The following is a 16011-nucleotide window of genomic DNA, read 5'->3' as shown; positions in this document are numbered from 1 at the left end:
TGCGCGCTAAAGAAGATATGCACTTGATCTGGGTTGGGAAATTGGTCAAGTTCTTGGGCAATTAATTCCGCCATTGCTTGTAAGTAACCTGGCTGTTTGTACCAGGAAGGAATGACGGTGTATTCAATTCGTTGGAGTTTGGGGTCGTCTTGCCAAAGTTTCTCAAGTAACCGGAAGCTAGAACCACTGGTACTGATGGAGAATTGGGGATAGAGAGGCAAGATGACTAAGTTATCGATATTATCTTGGGTGAGAAGTGCGATCGCTTCTTCTGTGTAAGGATGCCAATAACGCATTCCTACATAAATTTTGGCATCTTGTCCCAAATAAGTTAACTGTTCTTGTAAAGCTTCTCCTTGCGCCTCTGTAATCCGTCTTAATGGAGAGCCACCACCGATTTGCTTATAGTTCTCTTGCGATGTTTTCGTGCGTCGTGACGCAATAAACCAAGCCAGGGGGTTTTGTAACCAACGGAATGGTAAGCGTATGATTTCAGGATCAGAAAAGAGGTTATACAAGAACGGCCCAACATCCTCTAATTTATCGGGCCCACCGAGATTGAGTAATAATACGCCTACACGACCCATAGCAGTTATTTTCCCCCGACTTTTTCAGATTTTTTACTAATGTTAACAATATATCTTTATTAAATATAAAGCTTAATAGTGAGCAATGTGCAATGGCAACAATTTTAAGAGATTTAAGTTATCGATATCAATGGCTATATGACGGAATATCTCGTGTAGCCGCCATCAGCGTCGGTGGTGAAGCGCGTTTTAGGCAATTGGCTCTACAAGGCTTAACAATTCACTCAGATACTCATGTTTTAGATTTGTGTTGTGGTAGTGGTCAAGCGACGCAATTTTTAGTGAAATGTTCACAAAATGTAACAGGACTAGATGCCTCACCATTATCTTTACAAAGAGCCAAGCAGAATGTCCCTGAAGCCGCTTACGTCGAAGCTTTTGCAGAAAAAATGCCCTTTACAGACGCGCAATTTGATGTAGTACATACCAGTACGGCTTTACATGAAATGCAGCCAGTACAATTGCGGGAAATTATTCAAGAAGTTTATCGAGTTCTCAAGCCAGGAGGTGTATTTACTGTTGTGGATTTCCACCCACCTACTAACCCCATCTTCTGGCCTGGTTTAGCCTTATTTTTTTGGTTGTTCGAGACAGAAACAGCTTGGAAATTATTAGAAACTGATTTAAGTGGGTTATTAACTGAAATCGGATTTCAGGTAAATCAGCCTATCTTATATGCAGGTGGTAGTTTACAGGTAATTCAGGCGAAAAAATGAAAAATTGGGCATGGGGCATGGGGCATAGGGTATTAATATTAATATTGATTTTTTCTAAATCATTTACTCTATTCCTTATGCCCAATGCCCAATGCCCAATGCCCAATTTCCAATACCCAATGCCCAATGCCCAATACCCAATGCCCTATTTTTTCGGAAATATGACTGTAACCGTTGTGCCAACACCTACTTCACTATCTACAAAAATCTCTCCTTCGTGAGCATCCACGCATTTTTTGACAATGGCTAAACCCAAGCCTGTACCCGAAATACCGCCAACATTATCGCCACGATGGAAGGGTTGAAATAATTGTTTTTGGTCTTCAATAGAAATACCAATACCCGAATCTTGAATTATTAAAGTTACGGTTTTTTTCTGATTTAATAATTCTAAATTGACTTGACCTCCTGGATTTGAATACTTAATGGCATTTCCTAATAAATTCGCTAAAATATGACGGAATAAACTTTCATCTAATAGTATTGGTTCTAATGGTTGTGGACAGTCAAAGATAACTTTTATTTGCTTATCTTTAATAGCTAATTGAAATTCTTCTACTAATTGCCTACAAAATGCTTCTAAATCTACAGCAATCAGATCACACCAGAGTTTACCTGCATCTGCTTTGCCGATAAATGATACTTCATCTAATAGCTGTGCCATATTTTTGATTGCTGAACGAATCATTTGAAAGTGAGAATGTTTTTTCTCTTGACTCAGTTTATCTTCGTTATCTTGTAACAATCCAGCCGCTAACAGAATAGTATTTAAAGGATTACGAATATCATGGGAAAACATCGAGACAAAATCTGATTTAAACTGGTTAATTTCTTGAGCTTTTACCAGTTCGGCTGTGCTTTCCTCTACACGATTTTCCAAAGATTTGTTAAGAATGCGTAAGCTTTCTAAAGTTTGCTTGCGCTCAATCGCATAACATAAAGCACGCACCAAAACATGGACATTTACCTGTCGTTTGACTAGATAATCTTGCGCGCCTTGGCGGACTGCTTCAATTGCTAAATCTTCATCGTTAGTATTAGTCAATACGACAATCGGTATACTAGGGGATTGCTCTATCAATAAGGATAGAGATGATAATCCTTGAGAGTCGGGCAAAGTCAAGTCTAATAAAATCACATCATAATTATTGTGACGCAAGGTGTTAAGTCCATCCCCTAACCGCTTCACATGAACTAGGGAAAACTGTTTTGATTCAGCTTGTTGCAAATATTCTTGTAATAACCTCGCTTCTGCTATATTGTCCTCAATTAATAAAATCGTGACTGAATGTCCAAGGATCATTTTCTTGGTTTCACCCCCTGGGAATGAGTGAGTGGTGAGTGGTGAGTGGTGAGTGCTGAGTGGTGAGTGGTGAGTGCTGAGTGCTGAGTAATGAGTAATGAGTAATGAGTAATGAGTAATGAGTAATCAATTTTTGAATTTTGAATTTTGAATTGATTTTAGTGCTGTTATTGGTAGCGCGGCGTTTAGCAGGTAGTGAGTGTTGTGTAAGGTATGAGAAGTAAAGAGTTAGTGAGTGAGTGGATGGGTAGAGAATGGAATAGTGAAAACAGTTCTTTCCTTTTCTCTGACACCCCTACACCCCTATACCCCTATACCCTTACTCCGGTGGTAGCGTCACGGTAGATAGCCAAAATTCCTCGATTCCTTTGACAATTTGGAAGAGTTGGCTGAGGTTGCGGGATTTTGTGATGTAGCAATTTACGTGTAATTCGTAGCTGTGGAAAATATCATCTTCGTTTCTCGATGTTGTTAATACTACTACGGGAATACGTTTTAATGCTGGGTCATTTTTAATTTCTGCTAATACTTCTCGACCATCTTTTTTTGGTAGGTTTAAATCTAACAAAATCAAATCAGGACGTAGCGCATCAGTATATTCACCTTCACGGCGGAGATAGGCCATAGCGTCCATACCATCCCGGACTGTAATTACTTGGTGCGGTATGGAGCTATTTTTAAAGGCTTCTTGGATGAGGCGAATATCTGCTTTGTTATCCTCAACTAGAAATATTGTTTTGAGTTTTTCTTCCATTTCTACGCTCACGCTCTCGTCCCCCGACTGGAATCGTAAAGTAGAAGGTTGCACCTTCACCAAGTTGTGATTCTACCCATATGCGTCCGCGATGACATTCGATGATCTTTTTACAGATGGCTAAACCCATTCCTGTACCTTGATATTCGTCTCTGGTGTGGAGGCGTTGGAAGATGACAAAAATGCGATCGCCAAATTGTGGATCGATACCAATTCCATTATCCTTGACGGAGAATAACCACTCGTCTTCTAGTCTTTCTGCGCCGATGTGAATTTGGGGTGGTTTGTCGCTGCGGAATTTGATGGCGTTGGCAATTAAGTTTTGGAATAATTGCATGAGTTGGGTACTACCAGCCATGACGATGGGTAAGGGATCATGGGTGATAGTGGCTTTAGTTTCTACTATTCTTTGGCGTAAGTTGCTCAGAGCCTTTTCGAGTGAGTTTTCGACTTCGGTGAGTTGGAAGGCGATCGCTTGGGTGTCTACTTTGGAGTATGCTAAAACATCGTCGATTAATGTCTGCATGAGGCTGACACCTTCAACGGCGTAGTTAATAAACTCTTTTGCGTCTATGTCTAGCGCATCTTCATAGCGCATTGCTAACAACTGCACATAATTTGCAACTTGGTTGAGTGGTTCTTGCAAATCATGGGAAGCAACGTAAGCAAACTTTTTCAGTTCGGCGTTGGAACGTTCTAAATCTTGCGCTAACTCTGCGAGTTCATCGGCTTGGCGGAGAACAATGTTGACAATGGCCTTTCTCAATTCTAGCGCGGCTCGAATTTCTACATACTTCCAAGGTAAGGAGGTGAGGCGGACTGTTTGTTTCCACAGTTCAAAGGATTTACGGGGACATAGCCGTAAGTTTCCCTCAGACTGGCTCACTTCAAAGGCTTTATTGGGATCACCACCCCAATTGACTGTTTGAATTACTTCCGGTCTAAACCACAATACATAATTACGATGGGAAATGGGAATGGCTAATAAACCACTCGCGACATTTTTAAACCTTTCTGCATCGGGATAAAGTTTTGGCAAAGAATCAGTATAAAAAATTTCTGAGTCAATGTTATTTTTTAGCCATTGCATCAGAAACACTAATTCTTCTTCTTTGGGAGTTTCACCAATCAAGGTAAATTTATCACCACAACAAACAGCCGCACCTTTAGCAGAGGTTAAATCCAAAAGATTAGGCTGATGTTTGACTAACCCATCAATAAAATTGTCTTCTTGAGACATATATTCAACCAATAATGATTGAATATGGGTGAGATTCATCCGATAATCGTAATCTTCGGTTTCTTCTCTGGCTGATAGTTCAGCAAATATCACTCTGCCTAAAAATTCGCAGGCTTTGCGTAATTCGTAGGAAACATATTTTGGTGTTTGATGGTGACAGGCGATTAATCCCCAGAGTTTTTGGTCTTTAATTAAGGAAATAGTTAAGGAAGCACCGACACCCATGTTGTGTAAGTATTCCAAGTGACAAGGCGCAGCACTTCTGAGGATAGAATTAGTTAAATCTAGTGGGCGATCGCTGATGGGATTTTTCACTGGTATCATCTGCACAGGTTGCGCCTGAGCATCTGGTATCAGACGAATCGAGTTAGAAATGAATAATTTTCTCGCAGGTTTCGGAATATCTGATTCGGGATAATGCAGTCCTAAATATGACTCTAGACTAGGGATTTTTTCTTCCGCTAGCACCGAACCATGTCCATCATCATCGAATTTATATAACATCACTCGGTCAAAACCAGTGACTTTGCGGACTTCCTGCACAATTATCTGGCAAAAATCCCGCAGATTCGCGGTGTTTTCTAGCTCGTTAATCGATGCTTTGGCTAGATGGTAAAAACTTAAAAATGGGATATTTTCTTGAGAAATAGCAGGCTCTAATTCCAGAATTAAAAATCCTTCGGCATTTCTTTGGAATACACCATCAAAGACTACATAATCCCCTCCTTTCTTGGGCATCCATAGCTTTGTAGGATTAATAAAGTCGATATTTTCTTCTAGTAATCCCGTCTTGATGCGCTCAACTTGAAAAGAATCTAGTAACTCTTCTAATGTTTTCCCTAAAACAGATTCAGCATTAACCCCTAAATTTTCCCAGGTGTTATTGCTAACTTGTAATACTTTCAAGTCTGGTTCTTCTAAGACTAACACCACCCCATGTGGTTGAATTTGACTAGAAAGATGTATTGGGGCTTCTTTTAAACTCTTGACATTAATATCTGCTATTTCCAAGCCTATTGTCATAAATAAATATCCTTTTTTACTCTCTGGTGTCATCAAAATGAGAGTCAATCAATTTTGGATTTTAGATTTTGGATTTTTCGATTTAATGCCATTATTCAAAATTTAAAATCTCAAATTCCGATGGTCTACCACCCAGTTTGAATTTTTTACTATCTCTCAATTCAAAACCTTGGCAACTTTAATTTAAATGGCGTAAGAATCAGCTATTTACCCACATACAGTTGTTTATTTTCTGCTTGTGCTGAATTTGTCACTTAATTCTGCTATTCTTACCACAAATAACCGTTACAAAGCTACGAAATTTTGTCTCCTCAAGTAACATAAAGACAGTTAATTTCTACACCGTCTGCGTTTTACAGTCTAACAGTTAGTAAAGATAATTACAGATAAGAAATATAAAAACCTAAATGATTGATTAAGCAGTTTATATTTAGCTATGTAAACCTAAAGAAAAGATAAAATTAAGCGAACTAGACAATTAACCTGATCATTAATGACTCATGTACGGGCGTATTTAAGCAAAATCTCCGTTTGACAAAGTAAATCTCTCACAGAACCCGCCCTACTGACTATTGACTAATGACTAATGACTAATATCAAATCCAAGAATTAAACCACATTCTCATTCGATAGCCTTCAGGTGAAATCGGCAAACCTAAATAAATCGGCATCCAAAATACAAAAGCGGCAATAATGATAAAAGAAATAGTGACACCAACAACCCGCAGTGAGCGATGATAACTATGTAGACATTGATTCACAAACCAGGCGATCGCTAAAAAAGCAAACACAACTCCCGTCATATAATGATATATAAATACACACCTTGTAACTCTCACCCAAGGTAGTAAATTTACAAAATAATTCAAAACTAAATATAAAGGTACCCACGTTTCAACAGAGAGATTTTCTGGCAGTAACAATCGTCTTTGCTTCAAAATGGGAATTACAATTGGCGCGAGTAGCATCAACAGTAACAATAATATAGCTACAACACCGAACCACCACAGGAAAGGATTTCCCAGTGCGTGGACATCATAAACCACGCCTCCTGCATTAGCGGGTAAAGGTGGGCCGAAAACTGGTAGCGGATCAGTTATTCGATGTGCTGTTTGATAATAATAAGCCATCGGTCGAGTGAGTAACGGCCATTTATACCAAGCTGCACAATAGGGATGAACTGTAGGAGAATTACCAGATAGTTCCTTATGAAATGCAAAAATTTGCTCATGTACTGCAATAAATCCAAATTGGGTATTGATTTGCAGATGAGGAATCCAAATGAGACTATAAACACTCAGAGGAATAATTCCCAGAAATAATATACATTGCCCAATATTAATTTGCGTCAATTTTTGTATTGGCAAAAGTGGGGAAATATGAGATTCTTCTTGATGAGATGAGTTATTTATAGAAAATCCTAATAAATTTGTGATAGTTTTCGCAAATTCATATTTGTGAGTAATTAATTCGTATATCCAAGCAAATCCCCAAATGGCATAGATACCCACTAAAAAAAAGACACCATTCCATTTTGTGGCACAGGAAGCCCCAAGAGCGACACCTGCCAATCCTAAATACACTAAGCTAGTTTTTTGTTTTTGGGACAGGGCTAATAAAAATAAAAATTGCCCCAATAATCCAAACACAACTATATAAATGTTAATTAAAGCGTAGCGAGATTCGACAATAAAGATACCATCTAAAGCAGTGAATAAACCTGCAATCACAGCAAAACTGCGACGGTAACTTAATTGATAGGCAATATTGGCGATAATTAAGGGAATAAATGAGCCAGATAAAGCATTCATCCAGCGATAACTCCAAGGCGATCGCAATGAACCTGTAAGTCCATTTACTGATTCTTGCCAAAATGGAAAATGGCTACTCAGCCAAATTCCTATAGCAATCATATATTTACCTAAAGGCGGATGTGCGTCAAAAAATTGCGTATGGGTGAGATAGTCATTACCATACTTAGCGTAATAAACTTCATCAAACACTAAAGTATTAAATCTATCCAGTCCCCAAAAACGTAAAGCCAGGGATATCAAGAAAATCCCTACTAAGCACAGGCGATAAATGTTTTTAGTCATTAGTCAATAGTCAATAGTCAATAGTCAACAGTCAATAGTTTTTTCTTCCCTGCTACCTTGTCTACCTTGTCTCTTTTTCCCAGTCCCCAGTCCCCAGTCCCCAACCCCTACCCCTTCAACGGCAAATCAATTTCAAAGGTTGAACCTTGACCAACTATACTTTTAACAGATATTTGTCCTTGATGGGCTTGGACTATTTGTTGGGCGATCGCAAGTCCTAATCCAAAACCTCCTGTTTGGCGAGAACGCACGGTGTCTACTCGATAAAAGCGATCAAAAATATAGGGTAAATCAGGTGCGGGAATACCGATACCATTATCTACAACTTGAATGATAGCGTGATGAGATTGGACTAACAGCAGTAACTGTACTTTACCTTGTGATGGAGTGTATTTAAAGGCATTACTGATTAGATTAATTACAGCTTGCTTAAGCAAATTTACGTCGGCACGCAGCATCACAGATTGTTCTGGTAGTTGGGTGCTGAAATGGAGGTTTTGGGCGACGGCTTGGGGAGTAAATTCAGAGTTGAGCGATCGCAATATGTCTCGTAGGTCAATTTGCTGTAAAGTAGTCTCAGCTAGAGAACCATCATTGCGTGACAAAAACAGCAAGTTATTAATTAACACACTCATAGACTTAGCTGTTTCCACAATCTTTTGTAATCGCTGTCTTTGTTCGATGATGTCTTCCGGTGGCATCAAAGCAACTTGAGCATTACTTAATACAGTGGCTACAGGTGTCCGCAATTCATGGGAAGCATCGGCGGTGAAACGCTGTAATTGTTGATAAGCACGCAGAGATGGACGCATCGCTAAACCACCTAAAAACCATCCGGTAATCCCAATCACACCAAAAGTAATGGGAACACCCAAAGCTAAAAATAATCGCGCCTGATTGAGACTGTGGCGAAGAGAGTCCATAGGCGCGGCTGTTTGAAAATAACCGATGAGTTCCTTATCTCTAACAATAGGGATAGTAACTTGACGAACCCATAATGGATTGTAGTGAGGCTTTTCTGTACTGCCAGATACTTGTAGCGTTTGAAACATCTGCTCTGTCGTTAACTGTTGATCACCCGATGAGCCGATAAACTGTACAAGTTGTTTTTGCGAGTTATACCACCGGGCATAAAGCATACCCCCATTCAAAGCAGTACCATTTTCTGCCTGAGTTTGTTCTGGGGGATTTTGCCATTGACTTTGATACAAATAATACTGATTCTTCGTCGCAAAACTTTTACCTTGCTGAAACAGTTCATCATCAAACAACCGTAATTGCTCTTCCACATTCAGACAATAACCCACCCCTGCAAAAGCAAATAAAATCCCTCCCATCGATAAAGCAAACCAGTGAGCAAGATTACGGCGGCTAGAGTCAAACATTTTTAGTCAATAGTCAATAGTCAATAGTCATTAGTCATTAGTCATTAGTCACTACTCAGCACTCAGCACTCACTACTCAGCACTCAAGCTAACCAGGCGGATTCAGGCGATAACCAACGCGATGGACTGTTTCTAGCCAATCTCTTGCGTCTACTATTTGCAGGCGTTGACGGAGACGGCGCACTAGGGTGGTGATGGCGTTACTTTCGGGTTCTTCTCCGTAACTCCATAGGGCTTGTTCAATTTGATCGTGGGATAGAACTTGGCGGGGATGGCGCATGAGATACTCCATTAATTGGAATTCTCGACTGGAAAGTTGAGTTGTGGCTGTTCCTCGTTCAATTGTCAAACTGGCTAGATGCAGTTGTAAATCTTCTAGGGTGAGAATATCACCTTGCCACATTGGCGATCGCCTACCCAAAGCCCTAACTCGTGCCAATAACTCTAGCACATCCACGGGCTTGACTAGGTAATCATCAGCCCCCGCATCTAAACCCATGACTTTATCTGCTACCGTGTCTTTTGCCGTCAACATCAGCACTGGTGAGAGTTTACCGGCTTGGCGATATATTTGACACAGTTCTACGCCACTGACCTTGGGTAACATCCAATCTAAAATCAGTAAATCATAGTCTTTACGAAAAGCGTACCATTGAGCCGTTTCACCATCTGCGATCGCATCGACTAAATGTCCGCCTTTCAACAATGCTGCTCGCAGAGGTTCTAATTGCTCTGGGTCATCTTCTACCAGTAAGATCAGCATCGCACTTACTCAAGTTACTATGATTTGTACCTACTAATTCTCACATTAAGCAAACAATGTGACATAAAAATGTCACAGTTAGGCTGGAGAATGAGAGATGAGAAACAACAAGGTATACAAGCTAGAATGTTGGCTCAATGCCCCATTCCCAATGCCCAATGCCCAAATCTATGTATCAACCTAACTTTGTTCGCGTCTTACATAACTTAGGTTTTGTGTTTTGGTTATCTTTGCCATTAATTGGGTTAGTTTTTTGGCTGGGAAGTGGTTTGATTGGTGATCAAATACTGAGTCGCACCCATAACCACAAAAAATATTTGCAAGTCAATACCCAATCAACACGCCAGATGATGAAAAAGGTAGTGGCTATTGAGGCGGAAATTCTTCAATCACAAGGGATTTCGATGGTAAAGGTAACAACCAATCATTCCGTCCTCAAAACCATGATATTTGAGTTTGCAATCACCGAACCCAAACGCATAGAAGCTAAACTAAGTCGGGAATTAGGCTTATCACAAGAAAGAGTCAAAGAACTGATTCGTTATCAAAAGTTGCAGTAATTGACTATTGACTATTGACTAATTTTCGTAATCTTTTTTAATCTAAATATAAATTTCGTCATTATTTTGTCATATTCATTTGCGAGACTACAGGGAAGCTAATTTCTAGCAATTTCAACACTGATACCTCAATCACCTGCCGTCAAACGCTATGGATACTTCTGAAGCTCAAGTTTCAACACCTGAAACCCCGTCAGACAGTTCTGTTTCTTCTCCTGAGTTAGTACCAGTCCCTTCTGGTAAACCTTGGTTGCGGACGTTACTGGTTATTGGTTTGCTAACTGGGGGCGGAATTGTGTGGCGGATGTTGATTCCTGGTGGGACACCACAACCTTCTGTAGCCCAACAGCGACCGGTACAACCGCCACGTCCCATTGAAACTACTACCCTAGCTAGGGGAACTGCTACCAGAAGTGTACAGCTTTTGGGACAGGTGGAAGCAACGGTACAGTCTACACTCCGCGCGCAAACTGGTGGTGTTGTCAGAGAGATGTTAGTGCAGCCAGGCGATCGCGTCAAGGCAGGGATGGTGATTGCGGTTCTAGATGACTCTGACCAAAAATTGGCAATTTCTCAAGCTAGAGCGCAATTAGCACAGCAAATCAGCAATTTAGCCCGCTTAGAAGTAGGGACGCGTCCAGAAATTATCGCCCAGCGTCAGGCGGCGGTGAAATCAGCTCAAGCCAGGGAGAGGGAAGCCCAAGATAACCTCAAGCGCACCAGCGACTTAGTGAAAGAGGGGGCTTTATCGCAGAGATTATTAGTGGAAGCGCAAGCTAGATTAGATGATATCCGAGGGGAACTATTAGAAGCCCAAGCGCAACTTTCCGAAGCCAAAGCCGGGCCAATTCGGGAAGAAATCGCCGCCCAAAAAGCTAATGTCGCCGCCGCTAAAGCCAACTTAGCTCAAGCCGAACTAGCACAACAACGTACTAGGATTGTAGCAGCGCAATCTGGGATGGTACAGACAAGACACATCAGTAACGGTGATTTAGTCCAAAGTTCGGGGGAAATTGTCACTTTAGTAGCAGGCGATCGCTTCGATATTTTCCTAGAGTTACCAGAACAACTCAGTGGTCAAGTTAACCCCGGCATGACAATTGACTTAACAGCCCGTGCCTTACCCCAGTGGCAGCAACGAGCTAGAATTACAGCCGTCGTTCCCTCGGCTGACCCCGCCTCCCGCCGTCAACGGGTGCGTGTCCAAATTAACAACCCACCCCCTGGATTATTACCAGGAATGGCGATCGCAGGTAATTTAACCATGCCCTCAAATCGCTCTAGTTTCGTAGTTTCTAGAGATGCTTTAACTAGAAGACAAGATAAATGGTTAGTCTTCACCGTTGCTGAGAACAAAGCCCAACAGCTAGAAGTAGAGATGGTTGCAGACATGGGTGAAAAAGTAGCCATTTATCATCCCACTCTCAGGACAGGTCAAGCCATTGTCCTCCGTGGTGGCGACGGCTTGCAAGATGGCGCGCCGGTGAAAGTTTTGCAGTAAAGACCTAACCCCCAACCCCTTCCCTACCAGGGAAGGGGAGTAGAAATAAACAAATCCCAATCCCCAGTCCCCAGTCCCCAATCCCCTAACTATGAAATTCATCGAAACTGCTGTACGTTGGCGACACGGTACTTTTGTCCTCTTCTGCTTATTGGCGATTTTGGGTGTATTTTCCCTATTCAGCTTACCTTTGGAATTGCAACCAGGAGGCGATCGCCCAGAAATTACCATCACGACAACCTACCCAGGTGCAGGCCCTTCGGAGGTGGAAGATTTAATCACCCGTCCCATTGAGGAACAGATGGAACAGGTGTTGGGAGTCCAGGAAATCAGCAGTAGTTCCCGTGCGGGACGTAGTAGTATTACACTGGAATTTGCCCAAAATGCCAATGTGCAGGAACGGATGATTGATGTGATCAACCGTTTGCAGCAGGTGAATGATTTACCCCCAGAAGCCCAAGAATCGAGTGTAGAGTTGGTGGGTGGTAACAGTTCGCCGATGATGTGGATTCCCTTTGATACCAAGGAAGGATTTGAGCCAGATTCTAACCGCTATCGTGATTTAGCCGAAGAAGTAGTAATTCCCAGACTGCGGCGAGTGCAGGGTACAGGGCAGTTTTTATTAGTGGGTGGACAACAACGGGAAGTAGAAGTCAAAATTGACCCCAAAGCATTAAGCGATCGCAATTTAACTATCGGTGATGTCGTCCAGGTACTGCGAGAAAATAACCGTGATATTCGGGGTGGCCCGTTAATTTTAGGACGCAGAGAATACCGTGTTCGCACCGTCAGCCGTTCCCAGGATTTATCGGAAATTGAGGGTTTTGTTTTACGGCGTGACCAATCAGGTACAGTCTACCTACGGGATGTGGCACAGGTACAGATGGGACGCAAACCCCAAGATAGTGCTTTGATTTTCAATGGTAAACCAGGGGTAGCCATTGGGGTAATTCGTCAAATTGGGGCGAATGTTCCAGAGGTGGCTAAGGGTGTAAGGGCAGAAATTACCGCACTGCAAGCCGAGTTTGATCAACAAAATCAAGGGATTCGCTTTGCCTACAACTACGACGAGAGTCAATACATTAATCAATCGGTGGAGTTTGTGCAAGGAAACCTCGTCTCAGGGGCGTTACTGGCTACCATCGTCTTAATTTTGTTCCTGGGTTCAATGCGGACTGTGGCGGTAGTAGCGATTACTATCCCTACAACCTTAGTGATGGTGTTTATTGTTATGTCTGCGTTGGGACGAACACTCAACATTATCAGTTTGGCAGGACTAGCCTTTGCTGTGGGGATGGTCGTAGATAATGCGATCGTGGTAATTGAGAATATCTTCACCCAGATGCAGCAAGGTAAAAGTCCCTTGCGGGCTGCAATTGAAGCTACCCAGGAAGTCTGGGGGGCAATGTTGGGTTCTACCTTAACCAACGTGGTGGTATTTGCACCCTTAATTATGGTCACAGGGGAAGCGGGACAGTTGTACGCTGATATGGCCATTACCCTTTCTGCATCTTCCCTATTTTCCTTATTTGCGGCTATAACTTTAGTTCCCATGCTGTCGGGACTCTTCCTCAAACAATCAGAAGCAATGCAAATGATGGAGGGGGGAGAATATCGGGGCGGTAATTGGTTAGAACGGGCGGTGGCGAAAACTTCTCTAATATTTCGCCATTTTCAAGGTAAATTAGAAAACTTCCTCGCTTCTACAGTCAGTTGGTCATTAGGACGGAAGCGGGTTGGTAGACGATTGTTAGTGTTGTCAATTCCCTTAGTATTATTATTTGTCAGCGTGTTATTATTGCCACCTGCTGATTATTTACCAGAAGGGAATCGTAACCAGGTGGTAGTTAGGGCTGAACCCCTGCCAGGGACAAGCATTCCCGAAGCCATTCGCCAATCTGAACCCATCCGAGAATTTTTGCGATCGCAACCAGAGGTAGATAGAGTTTTATATGTTGATCGTCCAGGGGCATTACGGGGAATTGCGACTATTTTAAAACCGGAATTTGCCACCACTCAAGGTTTAGCTGAAATGGTAAACCGGTTACGCGCCCAAAGTAGTAACTTTGCTGGCTACCGCTTCATAGTTCCCACACGCATATCAATTTTCCGCGATCCTGGTAAGGAATTTGAGGTGGATATCGTCGGGGCTGACTTAAATCAGTTGGGTGACATAGAAAAGCAAATCACCACCAAATTACGCCAACTTCCTGGCGTGCAGAACGTTCGTTCTAACTACGTCGCCGGTGCGGCTGAACTGCAAGTGATTCCTAACCGCGAACGTCTCGCAGAAGTGGGACTCTCAGAAGCCGAAATTGGTTCAATGGTGGAAGCTGCTTTGGGGGGACGCATCGCCTCTAATTATATTGATGGCAAAGAAGAACTCGACGTGTCAGTAGAACTCCAAAACACAGCCGTCGAGACACCAGAACAACTGCGACAATTACCACTCTACAGCCAAGGGCGACAGGTACAACTCGGTGACGTGGCTGAAGTTCAGGAAACCACAGGGCCAGATGTAATTAATCACGTTAATTTAGAACGTTCCATTAGTCTCATTGTCTCCGTCGCACCTGACGCACCGCTAGGAACACTAGTAGAACGTACCGAAGCGGAAATTTTAGCCCCATTACGGGCGAGTCTTCCCCCAGATTACAATCTGGAATTAGCAGGTTCAGCCGACCAATTAGCTAAAACAGTCAGTGAACTAGCCTTAGCGTTTGTGTTTTCGATTTTCATCACATATCTATTACTGGTGGCTTTATATCGTTCGTTCCTGTACCCAGTAGTCATTATGGCGACTGTTCCAATGGGGATGAGTGGCGCGCTATTAAGTCTAGTCATTGCCAACAACATTCCAGGAATGAATGTGGCCTTAGATATGATTACGGCGTTAGGGTTTGTGATTTTGACAGGTATCGTTGTCAATAACGCCATTTTGCTAGTTGATAGAGCCTTACAACTCCAACAAGCAGGCGAAGATTATGATGCTTCCTTGTATAATGCTACAAGCGATCGCCTCCGAGCCATTTTCATGTCGGCAGGAACAAGCGTCATCGGGATGCTACCTTTGGCAGTATTACCAGGACAAGGTTCAGAACTCTATCAAGGCTTAGGTATCGTCCTCACTGGTGGTTTAGCATTCTCCACAATTTTGACTCCTACAGTTGTACCCGCACTCATGGGCTTACTATATGACCTCTCTGGAAGAAAATCTACAACTGTTGACTACAAAGCCTTAGTAGAAACCAAACAATAGGCGATATGAGTGCGAAATTAATCTGAGAAATTCTCAGTGGTTCTCTCGCCAAGCTGAGAACGGAGTTTTATAAGAGGTAGGGGGAGAGGTAAAAACCTTGCCCCTGACAATGCTTATCGCCTCAGTTGGCTTCACTTAGCCTCTATGGAACTTCAAGCACTACCAATTATTCCTGTTCCATGTGTTCTGGTGTATTTAGTCCATAACGGCTACTTATATTTTACAAGGAGCAAGATGTGGGATAAGTTGAAAATGGAATACATATCTATCTAGGTATTTCAAACATTTAAATTGGCAAAACTTGAAAAAAAGGAGACACATCTGTGTTAAAAATTTTAAAAGTCAATCAAAACACCACATTCAAGGACAAATGGAGCTTTTTAGGAAGTAGTTTAACAGAAGAAGATAGGTTTAACGCTAAACAAGGTGATCTATTTTCTGTCAAAAAAGTTGATGATTTTGATGATAGTAAGGAAGAAAACTCAGAGACAGGAATGAACAAAAAACAACACTGGTATGTGCAGTTCGAGAAACCACTTAACGGTAAGGAATCGTGGTATGTATTTAAAGATCACGTAGAACTTTGGTCTTTCGGAGAAAAATTAAAATAAGTTAATTGCTTAACATAAAAATGACGAATTTTCGGTGTATTACATGGAGAGCTATAACGAGCATCTCCATGTAATACACCGAAACAAGAAAACTAATCTAGCTGTTTAGGGAATTCGCCAACGATATGGTTATCGCCATTTCGGCTCAAAGCCTGGATAACAATGAAAGAGTCAGGCAACCTATTTTTGAGGATATGTAATTAAACAGAGAAA

The 16011-nt window shown here is 41.9% G+C and carries 12 protein-coding genes; 5 read left to right on the top strand and 7 right to left on the bottom strand.

Annotated features, from left to right (window positions below):
- Window positions 1-587 (bottom strand): ferrochelatase (gene hemH, locus CV014_RS27885; protein ID WP_236144989.1); only part of this gene is annotated, 587 nt, incomplete at its 3' end.
- A 92-nt stretch (window positions 588-679) separates the two neighbouring features.
- Here hemH and CV014_RS27880 point away from each other — a divergent pair.
- Window positions 680-1303: a class I SAM-dependent methyltransferase gene (locus CV014_RS27880; protein ID WP_236144988.1), complete on the top strand. Its 624-nt coding sequence runs from the start codon at window positions 680-682 to the stop codon at window positions 1301-1303.
- Between the two features lie 145 nt (window positions 1304-1448).
- Here CV014_RS27880 and CV014_RS27875 read toward each other — a convergent pair whose 3' ends face one another.
- From CV014_RS27875 to CV014_RS27850, 6 genes are all read right to left on the bottom strand, one after another.
- Complete coding sequence (locus tag CV014_RS27875) at window positions 1449-2606, bottom strand: hybrid sensor histidine kinase/response regulator (RefSeq protein ID WP_236144987.1); 1158 nt, start codon at window positions 2604-2606, stop codon at window positions 1449-1451.
- 319 nt (window positions 2607-2925) lie between these two features.
- The gene (locus CV014_RS27870) at window positions 2926-3372 is read right to left on the bottom strand and encodes a response regulator (RefSeq protein ID WP_236144986.1); all 447 of its coding nucleotides are present in this window, start codon (window positions 3370-3372) and stop codon (window positions 2926-2928) included.
- Window positions 3326-5623 carry a sensor histidine kinase gene (locus tag CV014_RS27865; RefSeq protein ID WP_236144985.1) on the bottom strand — a complete coding sequence of 766 codons (2298 nt, stop codon included), beginning with the start codon at window positions 5621-5623 and terminating at the stop codon, window positions 3326-3328. Before CV014_RS27865 ends, CV014_RS27870 begins: the two co-directional genes overlap by 47 nt.
- Window positions 5624-6219: 596 nt before the next feature.
- On the bottom strand, window positions 6220-7719 hold the full coding sequence (locus tag CV014_RS27860) for a dolichyl-phosphate-mannose--protein mannosyltransferase (RefSeq protein ID WP_236144984.1): 1500 nt from the start codon (window positions 7717-7719) through the stop codon (window positions 6220-6222).
- A 107-nt stretch (window positions 7720-7826) separates the two neighbouring features.
- The gene (locus tag CV014_RS27855; RefSeq protein WP_236144983.1) at window positions 7827-9104 is read right to left on the bottom strand and encodes a sensor histidine kinase; all 1278 of its coding nucleotides are present in this window, start codon (window positions 9102-9104) and stop codon (window positions 7827-7829) included.
- An 88-nt stretch (window positions 9105-9192) separates the two neighbouring features.
- A complete protein-coding gene (locus tag CV014_RS27850) occupies window positions 9193-9867 on the bottom strand; it encodes a response regulator transcription factor (protein WP_236144982.1) in 675 nt (224 codons plus the stop codon).
- A gap of 137 nt (window positions 9868-10004) precedes the next feature.
- Here CV014_RS27850 and CV014_RS27845 point away from each other — a divergent pair, with 137 nt between their 5' ends.
- The 4 genes from CV014_RS27845 to CV014_RS27830 all read left to right on the top strand — a co-directional run bounded on the left by CV014_RS27845 (window position 10005) and on the right by CV014_RS27830 (window position 15798).
- On the top strand, window positions 10005-10427 hold the full coding sequence (locus CV014_RS27845) for a hypothetical protein (RefSeq protein ID WP_329608460.1): 423 nt from the start codon (window positions 10005-10007) through the stop codon (window positions 10425-10427).
- Between the two features lie 151 nt (window positions 10428-10578).
- Entirely contained in the window at window positions 10579-11928 is a 1350-nt protein-coding gene (locus CV014_RS27840) for an efflux RND transporter periplasmic adaptor subunit (RefSeq protein ID WP_236144981.1), read from the top strand.
- A gap of 91 nt (window positions 11929-12019) precedes the next feature.
- Window positions 12020-15187: an efflux RND transporter permease subunit gene (locus tag CV014_RS27835; protein ID WP_236144980.1), complete on the top strand. Its 3168-nt coding sequence runs from the start codon at window positions 12020-12022 to the stop codon at window positions 15185-15187.
- A gap of 323 nt (window positions 15188-15510) precedes the next feature.
- Entirely contained in the window at window positions 15511-15798 is a 288-nt protein-coding gene (locus CV014_RS27830) for a hypothetical protein (RefSeq protein ID WP_236144979.1), read from the top strand.
- Window positions 15799-16011: the final 213 nt, after the last annotated feature.

The organism is Nostoc sp. CMAA1605 (assembly GCF_021596505.1).
Taxonomy (GTDB): domain Bacteria; phylum Cyanobacteriota; class Cyanobacteriia; order Cyanobacteriales; family Nostocaceae; genus Trichormus.
Note: the sequence above shows the minus strand (reverse complement) of the source record. Positions and strands in the feature narration are given on the sequence as shown.

Excerpts from the sequence above, each read along its gene's own strand:
- CV014_RS27845 (WP_329608460.1), top strand. The coding sequence starts at position 10,005 with ATGCCCCATTCCCAATGCCCAATGCCCAAATCTATGTATCAACCTAAC.
- CV014_RS27875 (WP_236144987.1), bottom strand. The coding sequence starts at position 2,606 with ATGATCCTTGGACATTCAGTCACGATTTTATTAATTGAGGACAATATA.
- CV014_RS27840 (WP_236144981.1), top strand. The coding sequence starts at position 10,579 with ATGGATACTTCTGAAGCTCAAGTTTCAACACCTGAAACCCCGTCAGAC.
- CV014_RS27850 (WP_236144982.1), bottom strand. The coding sequence starts at position 9,867 with ATGCTGATCTTACTGGTAGAAGATGACCCAGAGCAATTAGAACCTCTG.
- CV014_RS27855 (WP_236144983.1), bottom strand. The coding sequence starts at position 9,104 with ATGTTTGACTCTAGCCGCCGTAATCTTGCTCACTGGTTTGCTTTATCG.
- CV014_RS27860 (WP_236144984.1), bottom strand. The coding sequence starts at position 7,719 with ATGACTAAAAACATTTATCGCCTGTGCTTAGTAGGGATTTTCTTGATA.
- CV014_RS27880 (WP_236144988.1), top strand. The coding sequence starts at position 680 with ATGGCAACAATTTTAAGAGATTTAAGTTATCGATATCAATGGCTATAT.
- CV014_RS27835 (WP_236144980.1), top strand. The coding sequence starts at position 12,020 with ATGAAATTCATCGAAACTGCTGTACGTTGGCGACACGGTACTTTTGTC.
- CV014_RS27865 (WP_236144985.1), bottom strand. The coding sequence starts at position 5,623 with ATGACAATAGGCTTGGAAATAGCAGATATTAATGTCAAGAGTTTAAAA.